The organism is Paraburkholderia unamae (assembly GCF_003268775.1).
Taxonomy (GTDB): domain Bacteria; phylum Pseudomonadota; class Gammaproteobacteria; order Burkholderiales; family Burkholderiaceae; genus Paraburkholderia; species Paraburkholderia unamae.
In genome coordinates this window covers 364,531-383,495 of sequence record NZ_QLSU01000003.1, presented here as the reverse complement: position 1 = coordinate 383,495, position 18,965 = coordinate 364,531, and the positions used below count along the sequence as shown (strand labels likewise).

The window sequence follows — 18,965 nt, the reverse complement described above, 5'->3', positions numbered from 1 at the left end:
AAATAGTTTTAGGTGTTTATACCAATGCTGATTTCGGTATCGGAAGCGTCCATTTTTTCATTAGAAGGTTATCAGAGTTCTCCATAGACTGTGCCGGACCAATCGCTCGAACTCCTTGCTCTCCAAGACGAACACGATGTCGGATACCAAACCCAAACTGCGCTCCCAACAGTGGTTCGGCACCACGGACAAGAACGGCTTCATGTACCGAAGCTGGATGAAAAACCAGGGCATTCCCGATCACGAATTCGACGGCCGCCCGATCATCGGCATCTGCAACACCTGGTCGGAACTCACGCCCTGCAACGCGCACTTCCGCAAGCTCGCGGAGCACGTGAAGCGCGGCATTTATGAAGCGGGCGGCTTCCCGGTCGAGTTCCCGGTGTTTTCGAACGGCGAATCGAATCTGCGTCCCTCGGCCATGCTCACGCGCAATCTCGCTTCCATGGACGTGGAAGAGGCGATTCGCGGCAATCCCATCGACGCCGTCGTGCTGCTGTGCGGCTGCGACAAGACTACGCCCGCGCTGCTGATGGGCGCGGCGAGCGTGGACGTGCCCGCCATCGTCGTGACGGGCGGCCCGATGCTCAACGGCAAGCACGAAGGCAAGGATATCGGCTCGGGCACCGTGGTCTGGCGTCTGCACGAGGAACTGAAGGCGGGCGAAATCAACCTGCATCAGTTCCTGTCGGCCGAAGCGGGCATGTCGCGTTCGGCGGGCACCTGCAACACCATGGGCACCGCCTCGACCATGGCCTGCATGGCCGAGTCGCTCGGCGTTTCGCTGCCGCACAACGCCGCGATTCCGGCGGTGGATTCGCGCCGCTACGTGCTCGCGCACATGTCGGGCATCCGCATCGTGCAGATGGCGCTGGAAGACCTGAAGCTTTCGAAGATCCTCACGCGCGAAGCGTTCGAGAACGCCATTCGCACCAACGCGGCGATCGGCGGTTCGACCAACGCCGTGATCCACCTGAAGGCGATTGCCGGCCGCATCGGCGTGGAACTCGAACTGGAAGACTGGCAGCGCATTGGCCGCAACACGCCGACCATCGTCGACCTTCAGCCCTCGGGCCGCTTCCTGATGGAAGAGTTCTATTACGCGGGCGGTTTGCCTGCGGTGCTGCGGCGTCTCGGCGAAGCGAACCTGCTGCCGCATCCGGATGCGCTCACCGTGAACGGCAAGTCCATGTGGGACAACGTGCGCGAAGCGCCGAACTACAACGACGAAGTGATCCGTCCGCTGGACAACCCGTTGATCGAAGATGGCGGCATCTGTATCCTGCGCGGCAATCTTGCGCCGCGCGGCGCCGTGCTCAAGCCTTCGGCGGCCACGCCCGAATTGCTCAAGCATCGCGGCCGCGCCGTGGTGTTCGAGAACTTCGACCACTACAAGGCGACCATCGGCGACGAATCGCTCGACGTGGACAAGGACTCGATCCTCGTGATGAAGAACTGCGGCCCGCGCGGCTACCCCGGCATGGCCGAGGTCGGCAACATGGGCCTGCCGCCCAAGCTGCTACGCCAGGGCGTGAAGGACATGGTGCGTATTTCGGATGCGCGCATGAGCGGCACCGCGTACGGCACGGTGGTGCTGCACGTGGCGCCCGAAGCGGCGGCGGGCGGCCCGCTGGCGGCCGTGCGCAACGGCGACTGGATCGAACTCGACTGCGAATCGGGCCGCCTGCATCTGGACATCAGCGACGAGGAACTGCAACGCCGCTTGAGCGATGTCGATCCGGCTGCCGCGCCGGGCGTGGCCGAGCAACTGGGCAAGGGCGGCTACGCGCGCCTTTATGTCGATCACGTGCTTCAGGCCGACGAAGGCTGCGATCTCGACTTCCTCGTGGGCAAGCGCGGGGCGGCGGTGCCGCGGCATTCGCACTGACACCATGATCGCGGGCCGGCCGGTGCCCGAAACGCGTGAACGATGCAAACGACGCGAACCGGCCAGCAGCAACAAGACAAAAGATGGGAAGGAGACAGAGACGATGACGAACCCGCAGGTGCTGCAACCCGATAGCCTCGCGTCGAACGCGAGCGTGGGCGCTGAGGAAAAGCATATCGTCGGCCACATCGCGCGCCGGCTCGTGCCGTTTCTCGCGCTGATTTACGTGGTCGCGTACGTCGACCGCACCGTGGTCGGCTTCGCCAAGCTGCACATGAACGCGGCCGTGGGCCTTTCCGACGCCGCCTACGGCCTCGGCGCGGGCCTTTTCTTCATTGGCTATTTTCTGTGCGAGGTGCCGAGCAATCTCGCGCTCTCGCGCTTCGGCGCGCGCGTGTGGTTCGCGCGCATCCTCTTCACGTGGGGCGTGATCACGATGGCGATGGCGCTCGTGAGCGGCCCGAAAAGCTTCTACGCGCTGCGCTTCTTGCTGGGCGCGGCGGAGGCCGGGCTCTATCCCGGCATTCTGTACTTCCTCACGCACTGGTTTCCCATGCGCCACCGCGCGCGCGTGATCGGGCTGCTCGTGCTTGCACAGCCCATTGCGGGCATCGTCACCGGACCGATTGCGGGCGCGCTGCTCGAAACGCACGGCTTTCTCGGCATGTCGAACTGGCAGACGCTGTTCGTCGTGAGCGGCCTGCCCGCCGTGCTGCTGTGCATTCCCACCTTGCGCCTCCTGCCCGAGTCGCCCGCGCATGCGAAGTGGCTCGGCGACACCGAACGCCGCTGGATCGAGCGCGAACTCGCCGCCGACCGGCGCGCCTACCAGCTCGACACGCATCGCAACCCGTTCAGCGCGCTCAAGGACCGCCGCGTGCTGATGCTGGCGTTGCTGTTCCTGCCGTTTCCGCTGTGCATCTATGGTTTGTCGCTCTGGTTGCCTACCATTATCAAGGCGTTCGGCGTGAGCGATTCCACGGCGGGCCTGCTTTCCGCGGTGCCGTATCTGTTCGCGGTGGTGGGCTTGCTGACCGTGCCGCGCCATTCGGACAAGCATCGCGAACGCTATGGCCACATCGCCGTGGTCTCGGCCGCCGCGGCGCTGACGATGGCCGCGAGCGCGTGGTTCCACGCGCCGGCGCTGCAATTGCTGTTCATCTGCCTGACTGCTTTCTCGATCTACTCGATTCAGGCCGTGGTCTGGGCGCTGCCCGGCGAGTTCCTCACCGGCGCGAGCGCGGCCGTGGGGATCGCGACGATCAACTCGCTCGCGAATCTCGGCGGCTATCTCGGCCCTTATGGCATCGGGCTCATCAAGGACGCAACGGGCAGCCTGGCGGCCGGGCTTTACTTTCTCGCGGCCACGCTGGTGTTCGCGGTGCTCGTGACCTTCGCTGTGCGCGCCGTATTGCGCACGCCGCAGCGCGCCCCGCAGGAAGAACTGGCGAGCGAATCGTGAGGCGCGGCCTGACACCTTTTCTCAAGCAGGACTGAAGACATGACTACGAGCCGTACGCCCCGCTACCGGGGCATTTTCCCTGTGGTGCCGACCACCTTCACCGAAACCGGCGAGCTGGATCTGGCCAGCCAGAAGCGCGCCGTCGATTTCATGATCGACGCGGGCTCGGACGGGCTATGCATCCTCGCGAACTTCTCGGAGCAATTCTCGCTCTCCGACGACGAGCGCGAACTCATCACCCGCACCGTGCTCGAACACGTGGCGGGCCGCGTGCCCGTGATCGTGACGACCACGCACTACGGCACGTCGATTGCCGCCGCGCGCAGCAGGCGCGCGCAGGAGCAGGGCGCGGCGATGGTGATGCTGATGCCGCCGTATCACGGCGCGACCTTCCGCGTGCCCGAGCAGCAGATTTACGACTTCTACGCGCGCGTGTCCGACGCGATCGACATTCCGATCATGATCCAGGACGCGCCCGCGAGCGGCACGGTGCTGAGCGCCCCGTTCCTCGCGCGCATGGCGCGCGAGATCGAGCAAGTGTCGTACTTCAAGATCGAAACGCCGGGTGCGGCGAACAAGCTGCGCGAGCTCATCAAGCTGGCGGGTGACGCAGCCGAAGGCCCGTGGGACGGCGAAGAAGCGATCACGCTGCTCGCGGACCTGAACGCCGGCGCAACCGGCTCGATGACGGGCGGCGGCTTTCCGGACGGCATTCGCCCGATCATCGAAGCTCATCGCGAAGGCCGCGCCGACGACGCGTTCGCGCTCTACCAGAAGTGGCTGCCGCTCATCAATCACGAAAACCGCCAGGCGGGCCTGCTCGCCTGCAAGTCGCTGATGAAGGAAGGCGGCGTGATCGACTGCGAGCTGCCGCGCCACCCGCTGCCCGCGATGCATCCGGAAACGCGCAAGGAACTCATCGGCATTGCGCGCCGCCTCGATCCGCTCGTGCTGCGCTGGGGCAAGTAAATCATTCGTCATCCATAACAAAAAAATCTCCTCATATGAAGGGGCGGAGGTCGTCATGAAAGCGTCGTATACGTTGGGCATCGTCGGCGTGGGCAAGATCGCGCGCGACCAGCACTTGCCCGCCATCGCGGGCAATCCGGGCTTCGAGCTCGTGGCGAGCGCGAGCCGCAACGCGCAGGTTGAGAACGTGCGCAATTACACCGGCATCGACGCGTTGCTCGCCGCCGAGCGCGACCTCGACGCCGTTTCACTGTGCGCGCCGCCGCAGGTGCGCTACGCACAGGCGCGCGCGGCGCTCGAAGCGGGCAAGCATGTGATGCTCGAAAAGCCGCCGGGCGCGAGCGTGAGCGAAGTCGAAGCACTGCGCGAGCTTGCGCAAAGGCGCGGGCGCACGCTGTTCGCCACCTGGCATTCGCGCTGCGCGAGCGCCGTGGAACCGGCGCGCGCATGGCTTGCCGAGCGCACCATTCGCGCGGTGCACGTGCGCTGGAAGGAAGACGTGCGCCGCTGGCATCCGGGCCAGCAGTGGATCTGGGAGCCGGGCGGCCTCGGCGTGTTCGATCCGGGCATTAACGCGCTTTCCATTGTCACGCGCATCCTGCCGCGCGAAGTCCTGCTGCGCGGCGCGACGCTGCACGTGCCGAGCGATTGCGCCACGCCGATCGCCGCCGAACTCGACTGCATCGACACCGACGGCGTGCCGGTGCGCGCCGAGTTCGACTGGCGTCATGGCCCGGTCGAGCAGTGGGAAATCGACGTCGAAACCACGGACGGCCTGCTTTCGATTTCGGAGGGCGGCAAGCGCCTCGCAATCGCGGGCGAGCCCGTCGCGCTCGAAGCCGAGCGCGAGTATGGGGCGCTCTACGAGCGCTTTCACTGGCTCATCGCCCACGGCACCGACGACGTGGACGTGCGCCCGCTGCGCCTCGTGGCGGACGCCTTCCTGCTCGGCAAGCATGTCGAAGTCGAGGCCTTCGGCCACTAGGAACGCTTTGCGCACGCATCAATTCAGCACGACACACACGTAGCAAAACCACACCTGAGGAGACAGGAGCATGACCAGCAAGATTCGCCGCTTGACCCTTCGTGCCGCATTCGCGGCGATGTGCATCGCCCCGCTCGGCATGAACGTGGCGGCGCACGCCGACTCGCCCGTGAAGATCGGCTTCCTCGTGAAGATGCCGGAGCAGGCATGGTTCATCAACGAGCAGAAGGCCGCCACGGCGCTGGGCCAGAAGGAGAACTTCTCGGTGGTGAACATCGGCACGCCGGACGGCGAGAAGGTGCTCGCCGCCATCGACAACCTCGGCGCGCAAGGCGCACAGGGCTTCGTGATCTGCGCGCCCGACGTGCGTCTCGGACCAGCGATTCAGGCGCGCGCGAAGCGCTACAACATGAAGTTCGTGACGGTGGACGACCAGCTCGTCGACTCGTCGGGCAAGCCGCTCGGCAGCGTGCCGCACCTGGGCATGTCGGCGTTCAAGATCGGCAATCAGGTGGGTCAGGCGATCAGCGACGAAATGAAGCGTCGCGGCTGGAAGCCGGAAGAAGTGGGCGCGCTGCGCATTACCGACTATGAGCTGCCCACGGCGAAGCTGCGCACGGACGGCGCGACGCAGTCGCTGCTGGCCGGCGGCTTCAAGAAGGAAAACATCTTCGACGCCCCGCAAAAGACCACCGACGACGAAGGCGGCTTCAACGCGGCTTCGCCGGTGCTGGCCCAACACCCGAACATCAAGAAGTGGGTGGTGTTCGCGCTCAACGAAGAAAGCGTGCTGGGCGCCGTGCGCGCGACCGAGCAACTTCATATTCCTTCGGCTGACGTGATCGGCGTGGGCATCAACGGCGCGGGCGAAGCGTTCGCCGAGTTCCAGAAGAAGCAGCCCACGGGCTTCTACGGCACGATCGCCGTGAGCTCGACGAACCACGGCAAGGAAAGCGCCGAGAACCTCGTCGACTGGATCCGCAACGGCAAGCAACCCGCCGCCGACACGCAGACCACGGGCAAGCTGATGACGCGCGAGAACTGGACGGCCGTGCGCAGCGAGCTGGGTATCTAAGGACTGCGTAAAAGCGCACAGGAAAGGGCAGGGATGCAATGACTGAAACCATGATGGACGCGGGCACAGGGGCACACGTAAAGGCGAGCGCTCAACAGGGGAAACGCGCGTATCTGGAGCTCGACGGCATTACCGTGAGCTTTCCGGGCGTGCGTGCGCTCGACCGCGTGGCGCTGGAAGTGCGTGCCGGCGAGGTGCATGGCTTGATGGGCGAGAACGGCGCGGGGAAATCCACGCTGCTCAAGGTGCTCTCGGGCGTGAACCAGCCGCAGGAAGGCACGCTCAAGCTGGGTGGCGTGGAGCATCGCTTCACGACCACGAAGGCGGCGCTCGAAGCGGGTATCGCGATCATCTATCAGGAACTGCATCTCGTGCCCGAGCTGACGGTGGCGGAAAACCTGATGCTCGGGCAGTTGCCCAACCGCTTCGGTGTGCTCGACGAAGGCACGCTCGTCCAGCGCGCGATGGATGAACTCAAGCGCCTTGGCGAGCGCATCGATCCGCGCACGCCGGTGAAGAATCTCTCGATCGGCCAGCGTCAGATGATCGAGATCGGCAAGGCGCTCATGCGCGACGCGCGCGTGATCGCTTTCGACGAACCGACCAGTTCGCTCTCGGCGCGCGAGACGGAGAACCTCTTTCGCATCATCAATGCATTGCGCGCCGATGGCCGCGCGATCATCTACGTGACGCACCGCATGGACGAAGTCTATGAGCTGTGCGACCGCGTGACGGTGTTCCGCGACGGCAAGCGCATCGAAACCTTCGACTCGGTGGCCGACCTCGACCGCAATCGCCTGATCGCCGCGATGGTGGGCCGCTCGATCGAGGACGTGTACGGCTATCGTCCGCGCGAAGCGGGCGAGGTGTTGATCGAGGCGAAGGGGCTGCTCGGGCCCGGTCTTGTCGAACCGGTGTCGTTCGCGGCGCGGCGCGGCGAGATCGTCGGCTTCTTCGGCCTCGTGGGCGCGGGGCGCTCGGAACTCATGAAGCTGATTTACGGCGCGACGCGCGCCACGGCCGGTCACGTCGAACTCGACGGCAAGCGCGTGAATTTCGCGAGTCCGCGCGACGCCGTGCGCGCGGGCCTCGCGCTGTGCCCCGAGGACCGCAAGCAGGAGGGCATCGTCGCGATCGCCTCGGTGGCCGACAACCTCAACATCAGCGCGCGCCGCCACTTCAGCCCCGCGCGCTTCCTGCTCGACGCGCGGCGCGAGCGCGACCTCGCGCAGGACTACATCAAGAAGCTCGCGATCAAGACGCGCAACGGCGACACGGCCATCGGCACGCTCTCGGGCGGCAACCAGCAGAAGGTGATTCTGTCGCGCTGGCTGGCCGAACGCATCGAGGTGTTCCTGATGGACGAGCCCACGCGCGGTATCGACGTGGGCGCGCGCGCCGAGATCTACAACCTGCTCTACGAGCTCGCGGAAGCGGGCAAGACCGTGATCATGGTGTCGAGCGATCTCGCCGAAGTGATCGGCGTATCCGACCGCATCATCGTCATGCGCGAAGGGCGCATTGCGGGCAGCCTGCCGAAAGCCGAGGCCTCGCCCGACGAATTGATCAAGATGGCGCTGCCGCGCTAACGCGGACGCTTTTTGCCTTGCCGGTTGCGCACGAAGCGTATTCAAGCGACGTTGCGCGACCGATCCGAAACGATGAACCAGAAATGAGTGAAGCCATGCAGCCACAGGGCACGCCTACCGTCAACGAAGCCGCCGCGCCGCTTACCCCGCAGCGCGCGCGGGCGTGGGACATGATCAACAAATCGGGCATCGTGGTGGTGTTCGTGGTGCTGTTCGCGGTGCTATCCGCCACGGTCCCCGACTTCCTCACGACCCGCAACATCCAGGGCCTGCTGCTCTCCGTCACGCTGATCGGCTCGATTGCCGTCACGATGATGTTCGTGCTCGCGCTCGGCGAGGTCGATCTTTCGGTCGCCTCGATCGTGGCGTTCTCGGGCGTGGTGGCGTCCACGGTCATCACGCAGTCGCATAGCGTGCTGCTAGGCATTGCCGCGGGCGTGCTCGCGGGCGGGGCGGTGGGCCTCGTGAACGGCGTGCTGATCGCGCGCTTCAAGATCAACTCGTTGATCGCCACGCTGGCAATGATGGAAGCGGTGCGCGGCCTCGCGTTCCTCACCTCGAACGGCGACGCCGTGATGATCTCGGAGGAACGTTTCTTCGACCTGGGCGGCGGCTCGTTCCTCGGCATTTCGTTCCCGATCTGGAGCAACATCATCGGGTTCGTGGTGTTCGGTTTCCTGCTCAAGAAGACCGTGTTCGGCAAGAACGTGCTCGCCGTGGGCGGCAACAGCGAGGCGGCGCGGCTTGCGGGCCTGCCCGTCACGCGCATCAAGATCACGGTGTTCGTGCTGCAAGGGCTCATTACGGGCTTTGCGGGCGTGATGCTGGCCTCGCGCATGAGCCTGGGCGACCCGAAAACTTCGGTGGGGCTTGAGCTCGGCGTGATTTCGGCCTGCGTGCTGGGCGGCGTGTCGCTCACGGGCGGCGTCGCGACGATCTCGGGCGTGCTGGTGGGCGTGCTCATCATGGGCGCGGTGCAGGACGCCATGAGCCTTATGAACGTGCCGACGTTCTACCAGTACCTGATTCGCGGCGGCATTCTGTTGCTGGCGGTGCTGTTCGACCAGTTCCGTCGCAGCAAGCGGGCGGTGTGAGCCACGCGGGTTTGATCGACTTCAACTTCGGGCCAGACTTCACAAATCCAGAAGGTTGATCTGTCGGCGCAGCGTTTCCTGGAGCCGGCGACGTGGCTAGTATTTCAGGCTGCCGTAAGCCACGGCTTCACGCTCCAGGGAACCCGTCCGATGCAGACAAATGCGAACCCGCCGGTGGATTTGCGCAATGTGACGCTCTGCGCGGTCGATACGATCAACGCGGGGCTCGCCGCCCGCGCGCTCGACATCTCGATGGCGCAATGCGCTTTCGGCGACGCCATCCTCTTCACCGACGCAAGCGTGCCGACGCAAGCGCGCATCGTGAGCATCGACCGCTTGCGCTCCCGCGAGGCCTACTCCACCTTTTTGCTCAAGCAGCTTGCGCAGCACATCGCCACGCCCTGGGTGCTGGTCGTGCAATGGGACGGCTACGTGCTGGACGGGGCGCGCTGGAGCGACCGGTTCCTCGATTACGACTATATCGGCGCGCATTGGCCGCATCGCAACGACGGCATGTCGGTCGGCAACGGCGGCTTTTCGCTGCGCTCCCTGCGGTTACTGCGCGCGCTCGCGGACGACCGCTTCGCGATTCCCGAGAGCCCTGTCGAAGACGATCTGATCTGCCGGACCTGGCGCCCGATGCTCGAAGCGGAGTACGGCATTCGCTTTGCGCCCGTCGACGTCGCGAAGCGCTTTTCGTACGAGGGCGATCCCCCCGGCAGGCCGACGTTCGGCTTTCACGCCGTGTTCAACATGTGGCGGCACGTTGACGACACCGTGCTCATGAACATCCTTCGTGAAATCGACATCCGGACGTTCGCCGCGAACGAGATGCTGTTTCTCCTGGTGGCCTTTTGGCAGCAGGGCAAATTTGCCTGTGTGAAGTCGATGTACGCACGCTACCGCAGCCACTGGAGCGCGGAGGAATTCATCGGCGCGCTGGTGAAAAAGGGTGTCGACGAAAGCGCGGCTCGCCGATTTCAGGCCATCTGCGAAAATGCGTGACTCCGCGCCATTCCGCGCAACTCCGCGTGCCTCAAGTCTCCAGCGCCGCTCCGCCAAGAATCGAATTCGCGTCGGCCCGCGCGTTGTCGAGCTGCACCACGCTCGCCTGGCGCGCCGCCAGCGCGTCGCGATGCTCGATCGCCGTGAGAATCGCCTTGTGGCGCGGCAACGAGAGCGCGTGCGTGTTGGGATGGCGGCTCGTGAGCTTGATCGACTCGGAAAGCGCGAGCGAAAGCATGTTGCCGATATACGCGAGCATGTCGTTGTGCGTGGCGGCCATGATCGCGCGGTGGAATTCCAGATCGGGCTCGAGCAGGTCGGCGGCCGTTCTGGCCTGTTCCATGCGCGCAAACGCGGCCGCAATGCGTGCGCGGTCCTCGTCGCTCGCGGAAATCGCCGCGAGCGCGGCGGCGGCGGGTTCGATGATCTGCCGCACGGTCATGAGCGCGCGGAAAAATTCGCCTTCGGGAATGCTGTTGACGGTCCAGTACAGGACGTCGGGGTCGAGCATGTGCCATTCTTCGCGCGGGCGCACCACACTGCCCACGCGCGGCTTCGACACGACGAGGCCCTTGGCGACGAGCACCCGCGTGGCCTCGCGCAGCACGGGGCGGCTCACGCCATAGGCTTCGCATAGCGTGGGCTCGGCGGGCAGGCGTTGCCCCGGCGCGAGCGCGCCGCTCACGATCTGCATGCCGAGCTCCTGCACGATGCGCGCGTGCATGCTCTTGCGTTTATCTAGATTACGGTAATCCATGATGGTCCGGCCGGAGGCAACCCGGTCAGAGCGTCCCCCCTTGTAGTGGGCTCAGTTCGCGCTGGTGGCGCGCATTGCCCGGTATTCCCGCCGCACGATGTCCATCAGCTCAGCCACCGATGTGTTGGCGCTGTGCTGCTCGTATGTCACGCGGCCTCGCTGCATCAACATGATGCGATCCGCAATGTCGAGCGTCTGCGCATAGTTGTGCATGATCATGATAATCGATAGCCCGCCCTTTTCCTTCAAGCGCATGACGAGATCGATAATCAGGCCGGCTTCGCGCGCGCCCATGGCGGCGAGCGGTTCGTCGAGCAAGAGTATCCTGGCGTTCGAATGCACCGCGCGCGCCACGGCGATGGCCTGGCGCTGCCCGCCCGAAAGCCGCTCCACGGGCAGATCCACCGAAGGCACGTGCACGCCGATGTCGTCGAGAAGCTGGGCGGCGCGCTCGCGCATCTGCTTGTGGTCGAGCAGCCTGAATGGCCCGCGCCGCACGATCTCGCGGTTCAGGAACATGTTGTGATAGATCGAGAGCGAGTTCGCGAGCGCGAGGTCCTGATAAACGCATTCGATGCCGAGCGAGCGTGCATGATCGACCGAGCGCAGCAGCGTGTCGTTGCCGTCTATCTGTAGCGTGCCGCCCGTCTGCTGGTGAAAGCCCGTGAGGATCTTCACGAGCGTGGACTTGCCCGCGCCGTTGTCGCCCAGGATGCCGAGAATCTCGCCGCGCCCGAGCGTGAGCGAAACCCCGTCGAGCGCCGTGACCGCGCCGAAGCGCTTGACGAGCTTGTCGCCGCGTAGCGCGAGCGGGGCGTCGGCGGCAGCGGTTGCGCCGCCCTGGGCGTCTTGCGGTTCGTCCATCATCGGCCTGCCTTGCGGCGCAGCCGCCCAACGTGAATATTGAAGATCATGGCGGCGAGAATCGCGGCGCCCAGGATGATGTTGAAGGTGAACGCGTTGATGCCGATGAGCGTGAAGCCGTCGTTGAGAATGCCGAGCACGGCCGCGCCGATCAGGCCGCCCACGATCGTGCCCGAGCCGCCCGTGAGCGGTGTGCCGCCGATCACGGCCGAAGCCACGGCGAGGAACATGATCTGGTTGCCGCCCGCTTGGGGGTCGATCGAGGTGATGCGAAAGCCTTCCAGAATGCCGGTGAAGCCCGCGAGCACGGCGGCGATGATGAAGTTGCCAAGACGCAGCCGGTTCACGTGAATGCCGGCCTCGCTCGCGCCTACCGGATTCGCGCCCGCTGCCTGCGTATGCAAGCCCCAGCGCGTGTGCCGCAGCAGCACGTGCATGGCGAACGCGATCACCACGGTCCAGAGAATCTCGCTATAGCCCCAGGCGCCCATGAAAGCCGCGAACTCGGGCGAGCCGGGCGTTTGCACCGGCGTGCCGCGCGAGACTGTGAGCGTGATGCCGTTGATGAGAAAGAGCGTGCCGAGCGTCGTGACGAACGAGGGCAGGCGCAGCCACACGGTCACGGCCCCGTTCACGAAGCCCACGATCGCAGCCGCCACGAGCCCCGCGATCACGGCGAGCCACATGGGCGCACCCGCGTCGTTGGCGAACACCATCATGAATGGCGCGAAGGCGAACACCATGCCCGCCGACAGATCGATGTCGCCGCCGATCATCAGCATGATTTCGCCGAACGCGATGATCGCCACCGGCGCGATGAACTGCGAGAGGTTGACGAGACTCGCGTTGGTGAGCAGGAAGTCGCGGTTGGAAAATTCGAAGTACGCCGCGAGCAGTACCGCCACGAGCAGAATGCGCAGCTCGGGCGCCCACGCGGAGAGCCATTGCCCGCGCGGGCGGGCAGCCGCCCGCGCGGAGACTTCAGCCTTGCCGGTTTCGTTCACGGAGTTCATTCAGGCGCAGTTGGTCATGACTTGATTCCACCGCTCATCGGCACGATTTGCGGCTTGGTGGTCTTGCCTTCAAAGCGCGTCGACGTATTGAGGTACGGCTCCACCGTGTCCTTCGTCACGAACTTCAGGCCCGTGTTGGTATCGGCCGGACCGACGAGGCCGCCCGAAGCGAGCGTGACGAACGCCTGCATGACCGTATAGAAGCCTTGCACGTACGGCTGCTGGTCGATCGTGAAGTCGAGGAAGCCTTCGTGAATGAGCTGGACCGTGGTGGGCAGCAGGTCGAAGCCGCCGCCGTGCACGCCCTTGGCGGGCAGGTTCGACTCCTTCATCACCTGGGCGACGCCCTGGGTGCTGCCCGCATCCACGGCGAACATGCCTTTCACGTCCTGGTGGCCGAGATAGAACGACTTGATCTTCGAAAGCTCCTCGTTGACGGTCGCGCCCGTGGCCACGGTCTGGATGTCGATCTTCTTGCCGGACTTCTTGATGGCGTCGCTGGCGCCGTCCAGGCGCGGCTGGATATTGAGCTGGCCGGGCGTGGCGATGAAAAGCGCCACCATGCCGCTGTCGATCAGGCTCACGATGCGCTCGCCCATCTGGTAGCCCGAGAGATACAGGTCCTGGCCGATATAGGCGAGGCGCGGATTCTTCTTGCCGCGCGGCGCGTCGGCGTTATAGGCGAACACCGGAATGCCCGCGTCGAGCGCCGCCTGAATGGGCTTGTCGAAGGCGGTGGGGTCGACGATCGGCACCGCGATCGCGTCGGCCTTCGCGGCGATCGCCGAGTTCACGGCGCGCACCATTTCGCCCGCGTCGGAGGTGGCCGAGCCGGTCCACTGGTAGTCCATGTTCAGCAGCGAGCAGGCGTCCTGAATGCCGTATTGCGTCGGCACGAAGAACGGATTCGTGGTGACGTGGTTCACGAACACGATTTTCCACTTCTTGTGCGAGGGGAATCCCGCTTCGGCCGCCTGCGCCGTGGAGATCAATCCGCCGCCGCCCACCGCGCCGAGCAGCGACAGCGCCGCGCCCAACCCCGCACCCTGCATCAGGCCGCGCCGGCCCGTGTCGATCAAGCTCTTGCCGTCTTTTGCGTCATCCCGATCCTGCGCCATGTCTTCCTCCGGTCTTGTCTTCGTGGTCGATATCGTCGACTTTTCGTCGAAAAGCGTGCAGATGCTGGACAGTACCGGGGGGTCGCGTGCGCGCTGCAATCGTTGGCAAACAGCCGCGTGACGAGGGCGACCGCAGCGAACGCGCGTTCGCCCGGCGCCGACGGTACCGCAAAAAGCTTAGTGCAGCGTGATGAGGCCTCCTAATCCATGTATACCCGTAACGCTTATGCGCCCTTCGCGCCGTGCATGCGCGGCGGCGGCGAGGCGAGCTTTGCCTGGTCCATCGGCGCGGCCGCCTGCGTGCCCGGGCGTGCCGCGCGCGGTGCGCCGCGCCCGCTGCCGGTGGACTTGCGGCGCGCCGCATGGCGCTCGGTTGCGCGCTGCATGAGGCAGAACGCGCAGAGCAGCGCGCCGATCACGATGCGCGTCCACCACGAGCTGAGCGTGCCGTCGAAGGTGATGAGCGTCTGGATCGTGCCGAGGATGCCCACACCGAACACCGAGCCGATCACATAGCCCACGCCGCCCGTGAGCAGCGTGCCGCCGATCACGGTCGCGGCGATGGCGTCCAGCTCCATGCCTTGTGCCTGCAAGCCGTAGCCCGAGAGCACGTAGAGCGTAAACACCACGCCGCCCAGCGCCGAGCAAAAGCCCGAGAGCGCATAGACGCCGATCTTGGTGCGCGCGACCGGCAGGCCCATGAGCAGCGCGGAGCGCTCGTTGCCGCCGATCGCATAGACGTTGCGCCCGAATCGCGTGAAGTGCGCGATCACGATGCCCGCGATCAGCATGGCGATGGCCGTGAGCGAGCCCGTGGTGAGCGAGCCGCTGCCCACCGGTATGCTGAATTCGGACAGCGCGTGAAAGCCGGGATCGTTGATCTGAATGGATTGGGTGGTGATGAGAAAGCAGGTGCCGCGCGCGAGGAACATGCCCGCGAGCGTGATGATGAACGGCTGCAAGCGGAAGAAGTGGATCAGCGCGCCCATGCCCGCGCCATAGAGCGCGCCGCACAGCAGGACGAGCGGCACGACCACGGCCACGGGCCAATGCAGCTTCTCGGTGCCCACGGCGCACAGGATGGTGGTGAGCGCAACGACCGCGCCCACCGAAAGATCGATACCGCCCGAGATGATCACGAAGGTCATGCCGATGGCGACGATCAGCAGGAACGCGTTGTCCACGAGCAGCCCGAAGGCCACCTGGAGCGAGAAGAACCCCGTGTACATGACCGAACCGAAGCCGAACAGCACGGCGAACAACACGACGGTCACGACAATGGGCAGCACGCGCGGATCGACGATGCGAATGGCGCCGCGCCGGCACGCGGCGAGCGTGTTCGCGAGTGTGTCCGATAAGGACAGGGCAGTGCGGTTCATCCTTGGCTTCCCCCGTATGGGTGGGCTGGCGGTTCAGGCGCGCGCACGGCGTGCGAGCGCAAGACGCTTGAGTTGCTGGAACGCGAAGGTGCGCGCGGCGGGCGACTGGATCAGGCACACGAGCAGCACGACCACGGCCTTCACGACGAGCGTGGCCTCGGGCGGCACGCCGATCGAATAGGTGGTGTAAGTGAGCGTCTGGATGATGAGCGCGCCGAGCACCGTGCCCGCAAGACTGAAGCGCCCGCCCAGCAGCGAAGTGCCGCCGAGCGTCACGGCGAGAATGGCGTCGAGTTCCAGCAGCAGGCCCGCGTTGTTGCCGTCCGCGCTGCGCACGTTCGAGCTGATGAGAATGCCCGCGATGGCGGCCGTCACGCCGCAAAACGCGTATGCGCCGAACACCACGGCCTGCGACGAAAGTCCGGCCAGGCGCGCGGCCACGGGATTCACGCCGATCGAGCGAATGAACAGGCCGAGCGCCGTGCGATTGACGATCAGCGCGGTGAGCAAGGTGACGGCGATCGCGATCCACACCGCGCACGGGATGAGCGCGAAATAGCCGCCGCCCGCAAAGAGATAACCCGGCGCGCCGATGGGGATGATCTGCCCGCCCGTGAGCAACTGCGCCACGCCGCGCCCCGCCACCATCAGAATGAGCGTGGCGATGATCGGCTGCATGCCCACGAAAGCCACGAGGAGGCCATTCCAGATACCCGCGAGCAGGCCCACGGCGAGCGCCGCGCCGAATGCCAGGCCCACGCGCGAAGGGTCGGCGGCGAGCACGGTGGCCGCCGCCGCGCCCGCGATCGCCACCACCGCGCCCACCGAAATGTCGATGCCGCGCGTGGCGATCACGAGCGTCATGCCGAGCGACACGACGACGAGCGGCGCGGCGCGCATGAGAATGTCGACCGGTGCGCCGAACAGATGACCGCCCAGCATCGTGATGGAGAGAAAGTTGCCGCGATGCGCGACATCCACGACGAACAGCGCGATCAGCGTGACGGCAGGCCACACCAGCGGATGCCGGATGACGAGCGAAAGCCACACGGGAAGAGCGGGGCGCGTCATCGGCGGTCTCCGGCAATGAGGTCGTAGACTTCGTGTTCGGAGCGCGCCGCGCCCGAAAGCTCGGCCACCTTGCGGCGGTCGCGCAGCACGGCGATGCGGTCGCTCACGCGCACCACTTCGCTGATCTCCGACGAAATGAACAGAATGCCGAGGCCTTTCGCGCAAAGCGCGCGCACGCGGTCCATGATCTCGAACTTGGCCGCCACGTCGATGCCGCGCGTGGGCTCGTCGAGGATCAACAGGCGCGGCTTGGTCGCGAGCCAGCGCGCGAGCAGCACCTTCTGCTGGTTGCCGCCCGAGAGCAGGCCGATGGGCTGCTCCGCGTCGCGCGCCTTGATGCCGAGTTGCTCGATATATTCGTTGGCCAGTTCGCGCTGACGCGAGCGGCGGATCATGCGCCACCAGCCCAGTTGCGCCTGGAGCGCGAGCACGATGTTCTCGCGTATCGAAAGATCCGCGACGATGCCTTCCTTCTTGCGGTCCTCGGGGCAATACGCCATGCCGTGGCGCACGGCGTCGCGTGGCGACGTCAGCTTCACGGCCCGGCCATTGATGTGAACCGTGCCCGCGTCGGCTTTGTCCGCACCGAACAGGAGGCGCGCGGTTTCCGTGCGGCCCGAGCCAAGCAAACCGGCGAGGCCGAGAATCTGGCCCGGCTGCACTTCGAGGTCGAGCGGATTGAGCACGCCGCGGCGCGCCACGCCTTGCGCGGCGAGATAAGGCTCGGTGTCAGCAGTAGCGGTTTCGCCGTGCGCGGCTTCCGCTTGCGTGAGTCTTTCTCCCGCGTTCTGCAAGCCCACCATTTTGGCGACCAGCGTTTGCACCGGCAATTCGGACGCGAGATATTCGCCTTCGCGCTCGCCATTGCGCATGACCGTGATGCGATCGGAAATCGCGTAGGTCTGCTCCAGAAAATGCGTGACGAAGAGAATCGCGATACCCGACGCCTTCAGCTTGCGCAGCACGTCGAAAAGGCGCGCGACTTCGCCTTCGTCGAGGCTGGAGGTCGGTTCGTCGAGAATCAGAATGCGCGCATCGACGGACACGGCGCGCGCAATCGCCACCATCTGCTGCATGGCGATCGGGTAGGTGTCGAGCGATTGCGTGACGTCGAGCGAGAGGTTCAGTTCAGCGAGCGCGGCTTCGGCGCGGCGGTGAATCGCTTTCCAGTCGATCAGGCCGAGACCGCGTTTGCGCGGCTGGCGGCCCGCGAAGATGTTCTCCGCCACCGAAAGATTCGGGCAGAGATTGACTTCCTGATAGAGCGTCTGGATGCCGGCGGCCTCCGCCATCTGCGGCGTCGCGAAGTGCACGGGTTCGCCCGCGACGCGGATCTCGCCGGCCTCGGGCTGGTGCACGCCGGTCAGCACGTTGATGAGCGTGGACTTGCCGGCGCCGTTCTGCCCCATCAGCGTGTGAATCTCGCCGGGAAACAGACGAAAATTGACCCGGTCGAGCGCGCGCACGCCGGGGAAGGTTCGGGTAAGACCGACGGTTTCGAGTATCGGGGAAACGCTCATGGGCAACCGTATAAGAGGCCAGAGCGCGCGGCGCGCCCCGTCAGCCCTCTGAATCGATCAGGGCTACGAAGCAGGCCGCGCCGCTTGCAGCGAGTTTAGTACTTGCGCGACGGCAGCACCTGCGCCGCCACGTCCATCGGGAACACCGTTTCGTTCGTCACGATGCGCTTGGGCAACTGCTTGCCCGCCACGACGTCCTTCACGGCGCTCATGAGTTGCGGCCCGAGCAGCGGGCTGCACTCCACATCGACATTCATCTTGCCCGCGATCATCGCTTCGAAGCCGCCCTTGGTGGCGTCGAACGACACCACGCTGATGTCCTTGCCCGGCTTCATGCCCGCTTCTTCCATGGCCTGGATCGCGCCGAGCGCCATGTCGTCGTTATGCGCGTAGACCACGTTGATCTTGTTTCCATACGTCTTCGCGAACGCTTCCATGACCTGCTTGCCGCCGGCCAGCGTGAAGTCGCCGCTTTGCGACGCAATGATCTTGAACTTCGGATCGTTCTTGATCACTTCCATGAGGCCCGAGTGACGGTCATTGGCCGGCGCGGAGCCCACGGTGCCTTGCAACTCGACGATATTGATCGGGCCGGGGTTGCTCTTGTAGTGGTCTTCAAGCCACTTGCCCGCGCGGCGGCCTTCTTCCATGAAGTCCGAGCCGATCATCGTCACGTAGAGCGACTGGTCCTTCACGTCGATATTGCGGTCCGTGAGAATCACGGGAATCTTGGCGCGCTTGGCTTCCTGGAGCACCGGCTCCCAGCCCGATTCCACCACGGGCGAGAATGCAATCACGTCCACCTTTTGCGCGATATATGAGCGGATCGCCTTGATCTGGTTTTCCTGCTTTTGCTGGGCGTCAGAGAACTTGAGGTTGATGCCGGCGTCCTTGGCGGCCGCCTTGACCGATACCGTGTTTGCCGTGCGCCAGGCGCTTTCCGCGCCGACCTGGGCGAAGCCCAACGTGATCTGCTTGTCTTCGGCGTGGGCGACGCCCGCCGCCAATGAAAAAGCGGCCGCCGCAGCGACGATTCCGCTTACCATGCGTGTTGCCAGTTTCATGCGTGTCTCCGATGTAGCCTGATCGTTGTATTTCTTTAATTCATGGCGCTACACCCGCGTCCATCACGGCCGGACAGTATCACGAGAAATTTCGCGCCATCCCAGACCTCCG

The 18,965-nt window shown here is 65.2% G+C and carries 16 protein-coding genes; 8 read left to right on the top strand and 8 right to left on the bottom strand.

Annotated elements, in window-relative coordinates:
• The first annotated feature begins 136 nt into the window (after positions 1-136).
• The 8 genes from C7401_RS06885 to C7401_RS06850 all read left to right on the top strand — a co-directional run bounded on the left by C7401_RS06885 (position 137) and on the right by C7401_RS06850 (position 10,067).
• Positions 137-1,888 (top strand): IlvD/Edd family dehydratase, encoded by a 1,752-nt coding sequence (locus C7401_RS06885; RefSeq protein WP_112170723.1) that lies wholly within the window; start codon positions 137-139, stop codon positions 1,886-1,888.
• A 103-nt stretch (positions 1,889-1,991) separates the two neighbouring features.
• The gene (locus C7401_RS06880; protein ID WP_112170598.1) at positions 1,992-3,350 is read left to right on the top strand and encodes an MFS transporter; all 1,359 of its coding nucleotides are present in this window, start codon (positions 1,992-1,994) and stop codon (positions 3,348-3,350) included.
• Positions 3,351-3,389: 39 nt separating this feature from the next.
• Entirely contained in the window at positions 3,390-4,319 is a 930-nt protein-coding gene (locus tag C7401_RS06875; protein ID WP_112170597.1) for a dihydrodipicolinate synthase family protein, read from the top strand.
• 55 nt (positions 4,320-4,374) lie between these two features.
• Positions 4,375-5,304, top strand: coding sequence for a Gfo/Idh/MocA family protein (locus C7401_RS06870; RefSeq protein WP_112170596.1), 930 nt, complete (start codon positions 4,375-4,377; stop codon positions 5,302-5,304).
• A 70-nt stretch (positions 5,305-5,374) separates the two neighbouring features.
• Positions 5,375-6,379: an arabinose ABC transporter substrate-binding protein gene (locus tag C7401_RS06865; RefSeq protein ID WP_112170595.1), complete on the top strand. Its 1,005-nt coding sequence runs from the start codon at positions 5,375-5,377 to the stop codon at positions 6,377-6,379.
• A 53-nt stretch (positions 6,380-6,432) separates the two neighbouring features.
• The gene (gene araG / locus C7401_RS06860; protein ID WP_224043581.1) at positions 6,433-7,968 is read left to right on the top strand and encodes an L-arabinose ABC transporter ATP-binding protein AraG; all 1,536 of its coding nucleotides are present in this window, start codon (positions 6,433-6,435) and stop codon (positions 7,966-7,968) included.
• Between the two features lie 83 nt (positions 7,969-8,051).
• Complete coding sequence (gene araH, locus C7401_RS06855; protein WP_112170593.1) at positions 8,052-9,062, top strand: L-arabinose ABC transporter permease AraH; 1,011 nt, start codon at positions 8,052-8,054, stop codon at positions 9,060-9,062.
• Between the two features lie 150 nt (positions 9,063-9,212).
• The gene (locus C7401_RS06850; protein ID WP_112170592.1) at positions 9,213-10,067 is read left to right on the top strand and encodes a DUF5672 family protein; all 855 of its coding nucleotides are present in this window, start codon (positions 9,213-9,215) and stop codon (positions 10,065-10,067) included.
• 31 nt (positions 10,068-10,098) lie between these two features.
• Here the strand turns inward: C7401_RS06850 and C7401_RS06845 are convergent, their stop codons facing one another.
• From C7401_RS06845 to C7401_RS06810, 8 genes are all read right to left on the bottom strand, one after another.
• The gene (locus tag C7401_RS06845) at positions 10,099-10,824 is read right to left on the bottom strand and encodes a FadR/GntR family transcriptional regulator (RefSeq protein WP_112170591.1); all 726 of its coding nucleotides are present in this window, start codon (positions 10,822-10,824) and stop codon (positions 10,099-10,101) included.
• Between the two features lie 51 nt (positions 10,825-10,875).
• Positions 10,876-11,691: an ATP-binding cassette domain-containing protein gene (locus tag C7401_RS06840; RefSeq protein ID WP_373864424.1), complete on the bottom strand. Its 816-nt coding sequence runs from the start codon at positions 11,689-11,691 to the stop codon at positions 10,876-10,878.
• On the bottom strand, positions 11,688-12,701 hold the full coding sequence (locus C7401_RS06835; protein WP_112170589.1) for an ABC transporter permease: 1,014 nt from the start codon (positions 12,699-12,701) through the stop codon (positions 11,688-11,690). The genes C7401_RS06840 and C7401_RS06835 overlap by 4 nt, the downstream gene beginning before the upstream one ends.
• A gap of 14 nt (positions 12,702-12,715) precedes the next feature.
• Positions 12,716-13,819, bottom strand: coding sequence for a sugar ABC transporter substrate-binding protein (locus C7401_RS06830; RefSeq protein ID WP_112170588.1), 1,104 nt, complete (start codon positions 13,817-13,819; stop codon positions 12,716-12,718).
• Positions 13,820-14,043: 224 nt separating this feature from the next.
• Positions 14,044-15,198, bottom strand: a complete 1,155-nt coding sequence (gene yjfF / locus C7401_RS06825) for a galactofuranose ABC transporter, permease protein YjfF (protein WP_112170587.1) — start codon at positions 15,196-15,198, stop codon at positions 14,044-14,046.
• Positions 15,199-15,231: 33 nt separating this feature from the next.
• Positions 15,232-16,269: an ABC transporter permease gene (locus tag C7401_RS06820; RefSeq protein ID WP_112170586.1), complete on the bottom strand. Its 1,038-nt coding sequence runs from the start codon at positions 16,267-16,269 to the stop codon at positions 15,232-15,234.
• Positions 16,266-17,789: a sugar ABC transporter ATP-binding protein gene (locus tag C7401_RS06815; protein WP_112170585.1), complete on the bottom strand. Its 1,524-nt coding sequence runs from the start codon at positions 17,787-17,789 to the stop codon at positions 16,266-16,268. The genes C7401_RS06820 and C7401_RS06815 overlap by 4 nt, the downstream gene beginning before the upstream one ends.
• 95 nt (positions 17,790-17,884) lie before the next feature.
• Positions 17,885-18,835, bottom strand: coding sequence for an ABC transporter substrate-binding protein (locus C7401_RS06810; protein ID WP_372460478.1), 951 nt, complete (start codon positions 18,833-18,835; stop codon positions 17,885-17,887).
• Positions 18,836-18,965 lie beyond the last annotated feature (130 nt).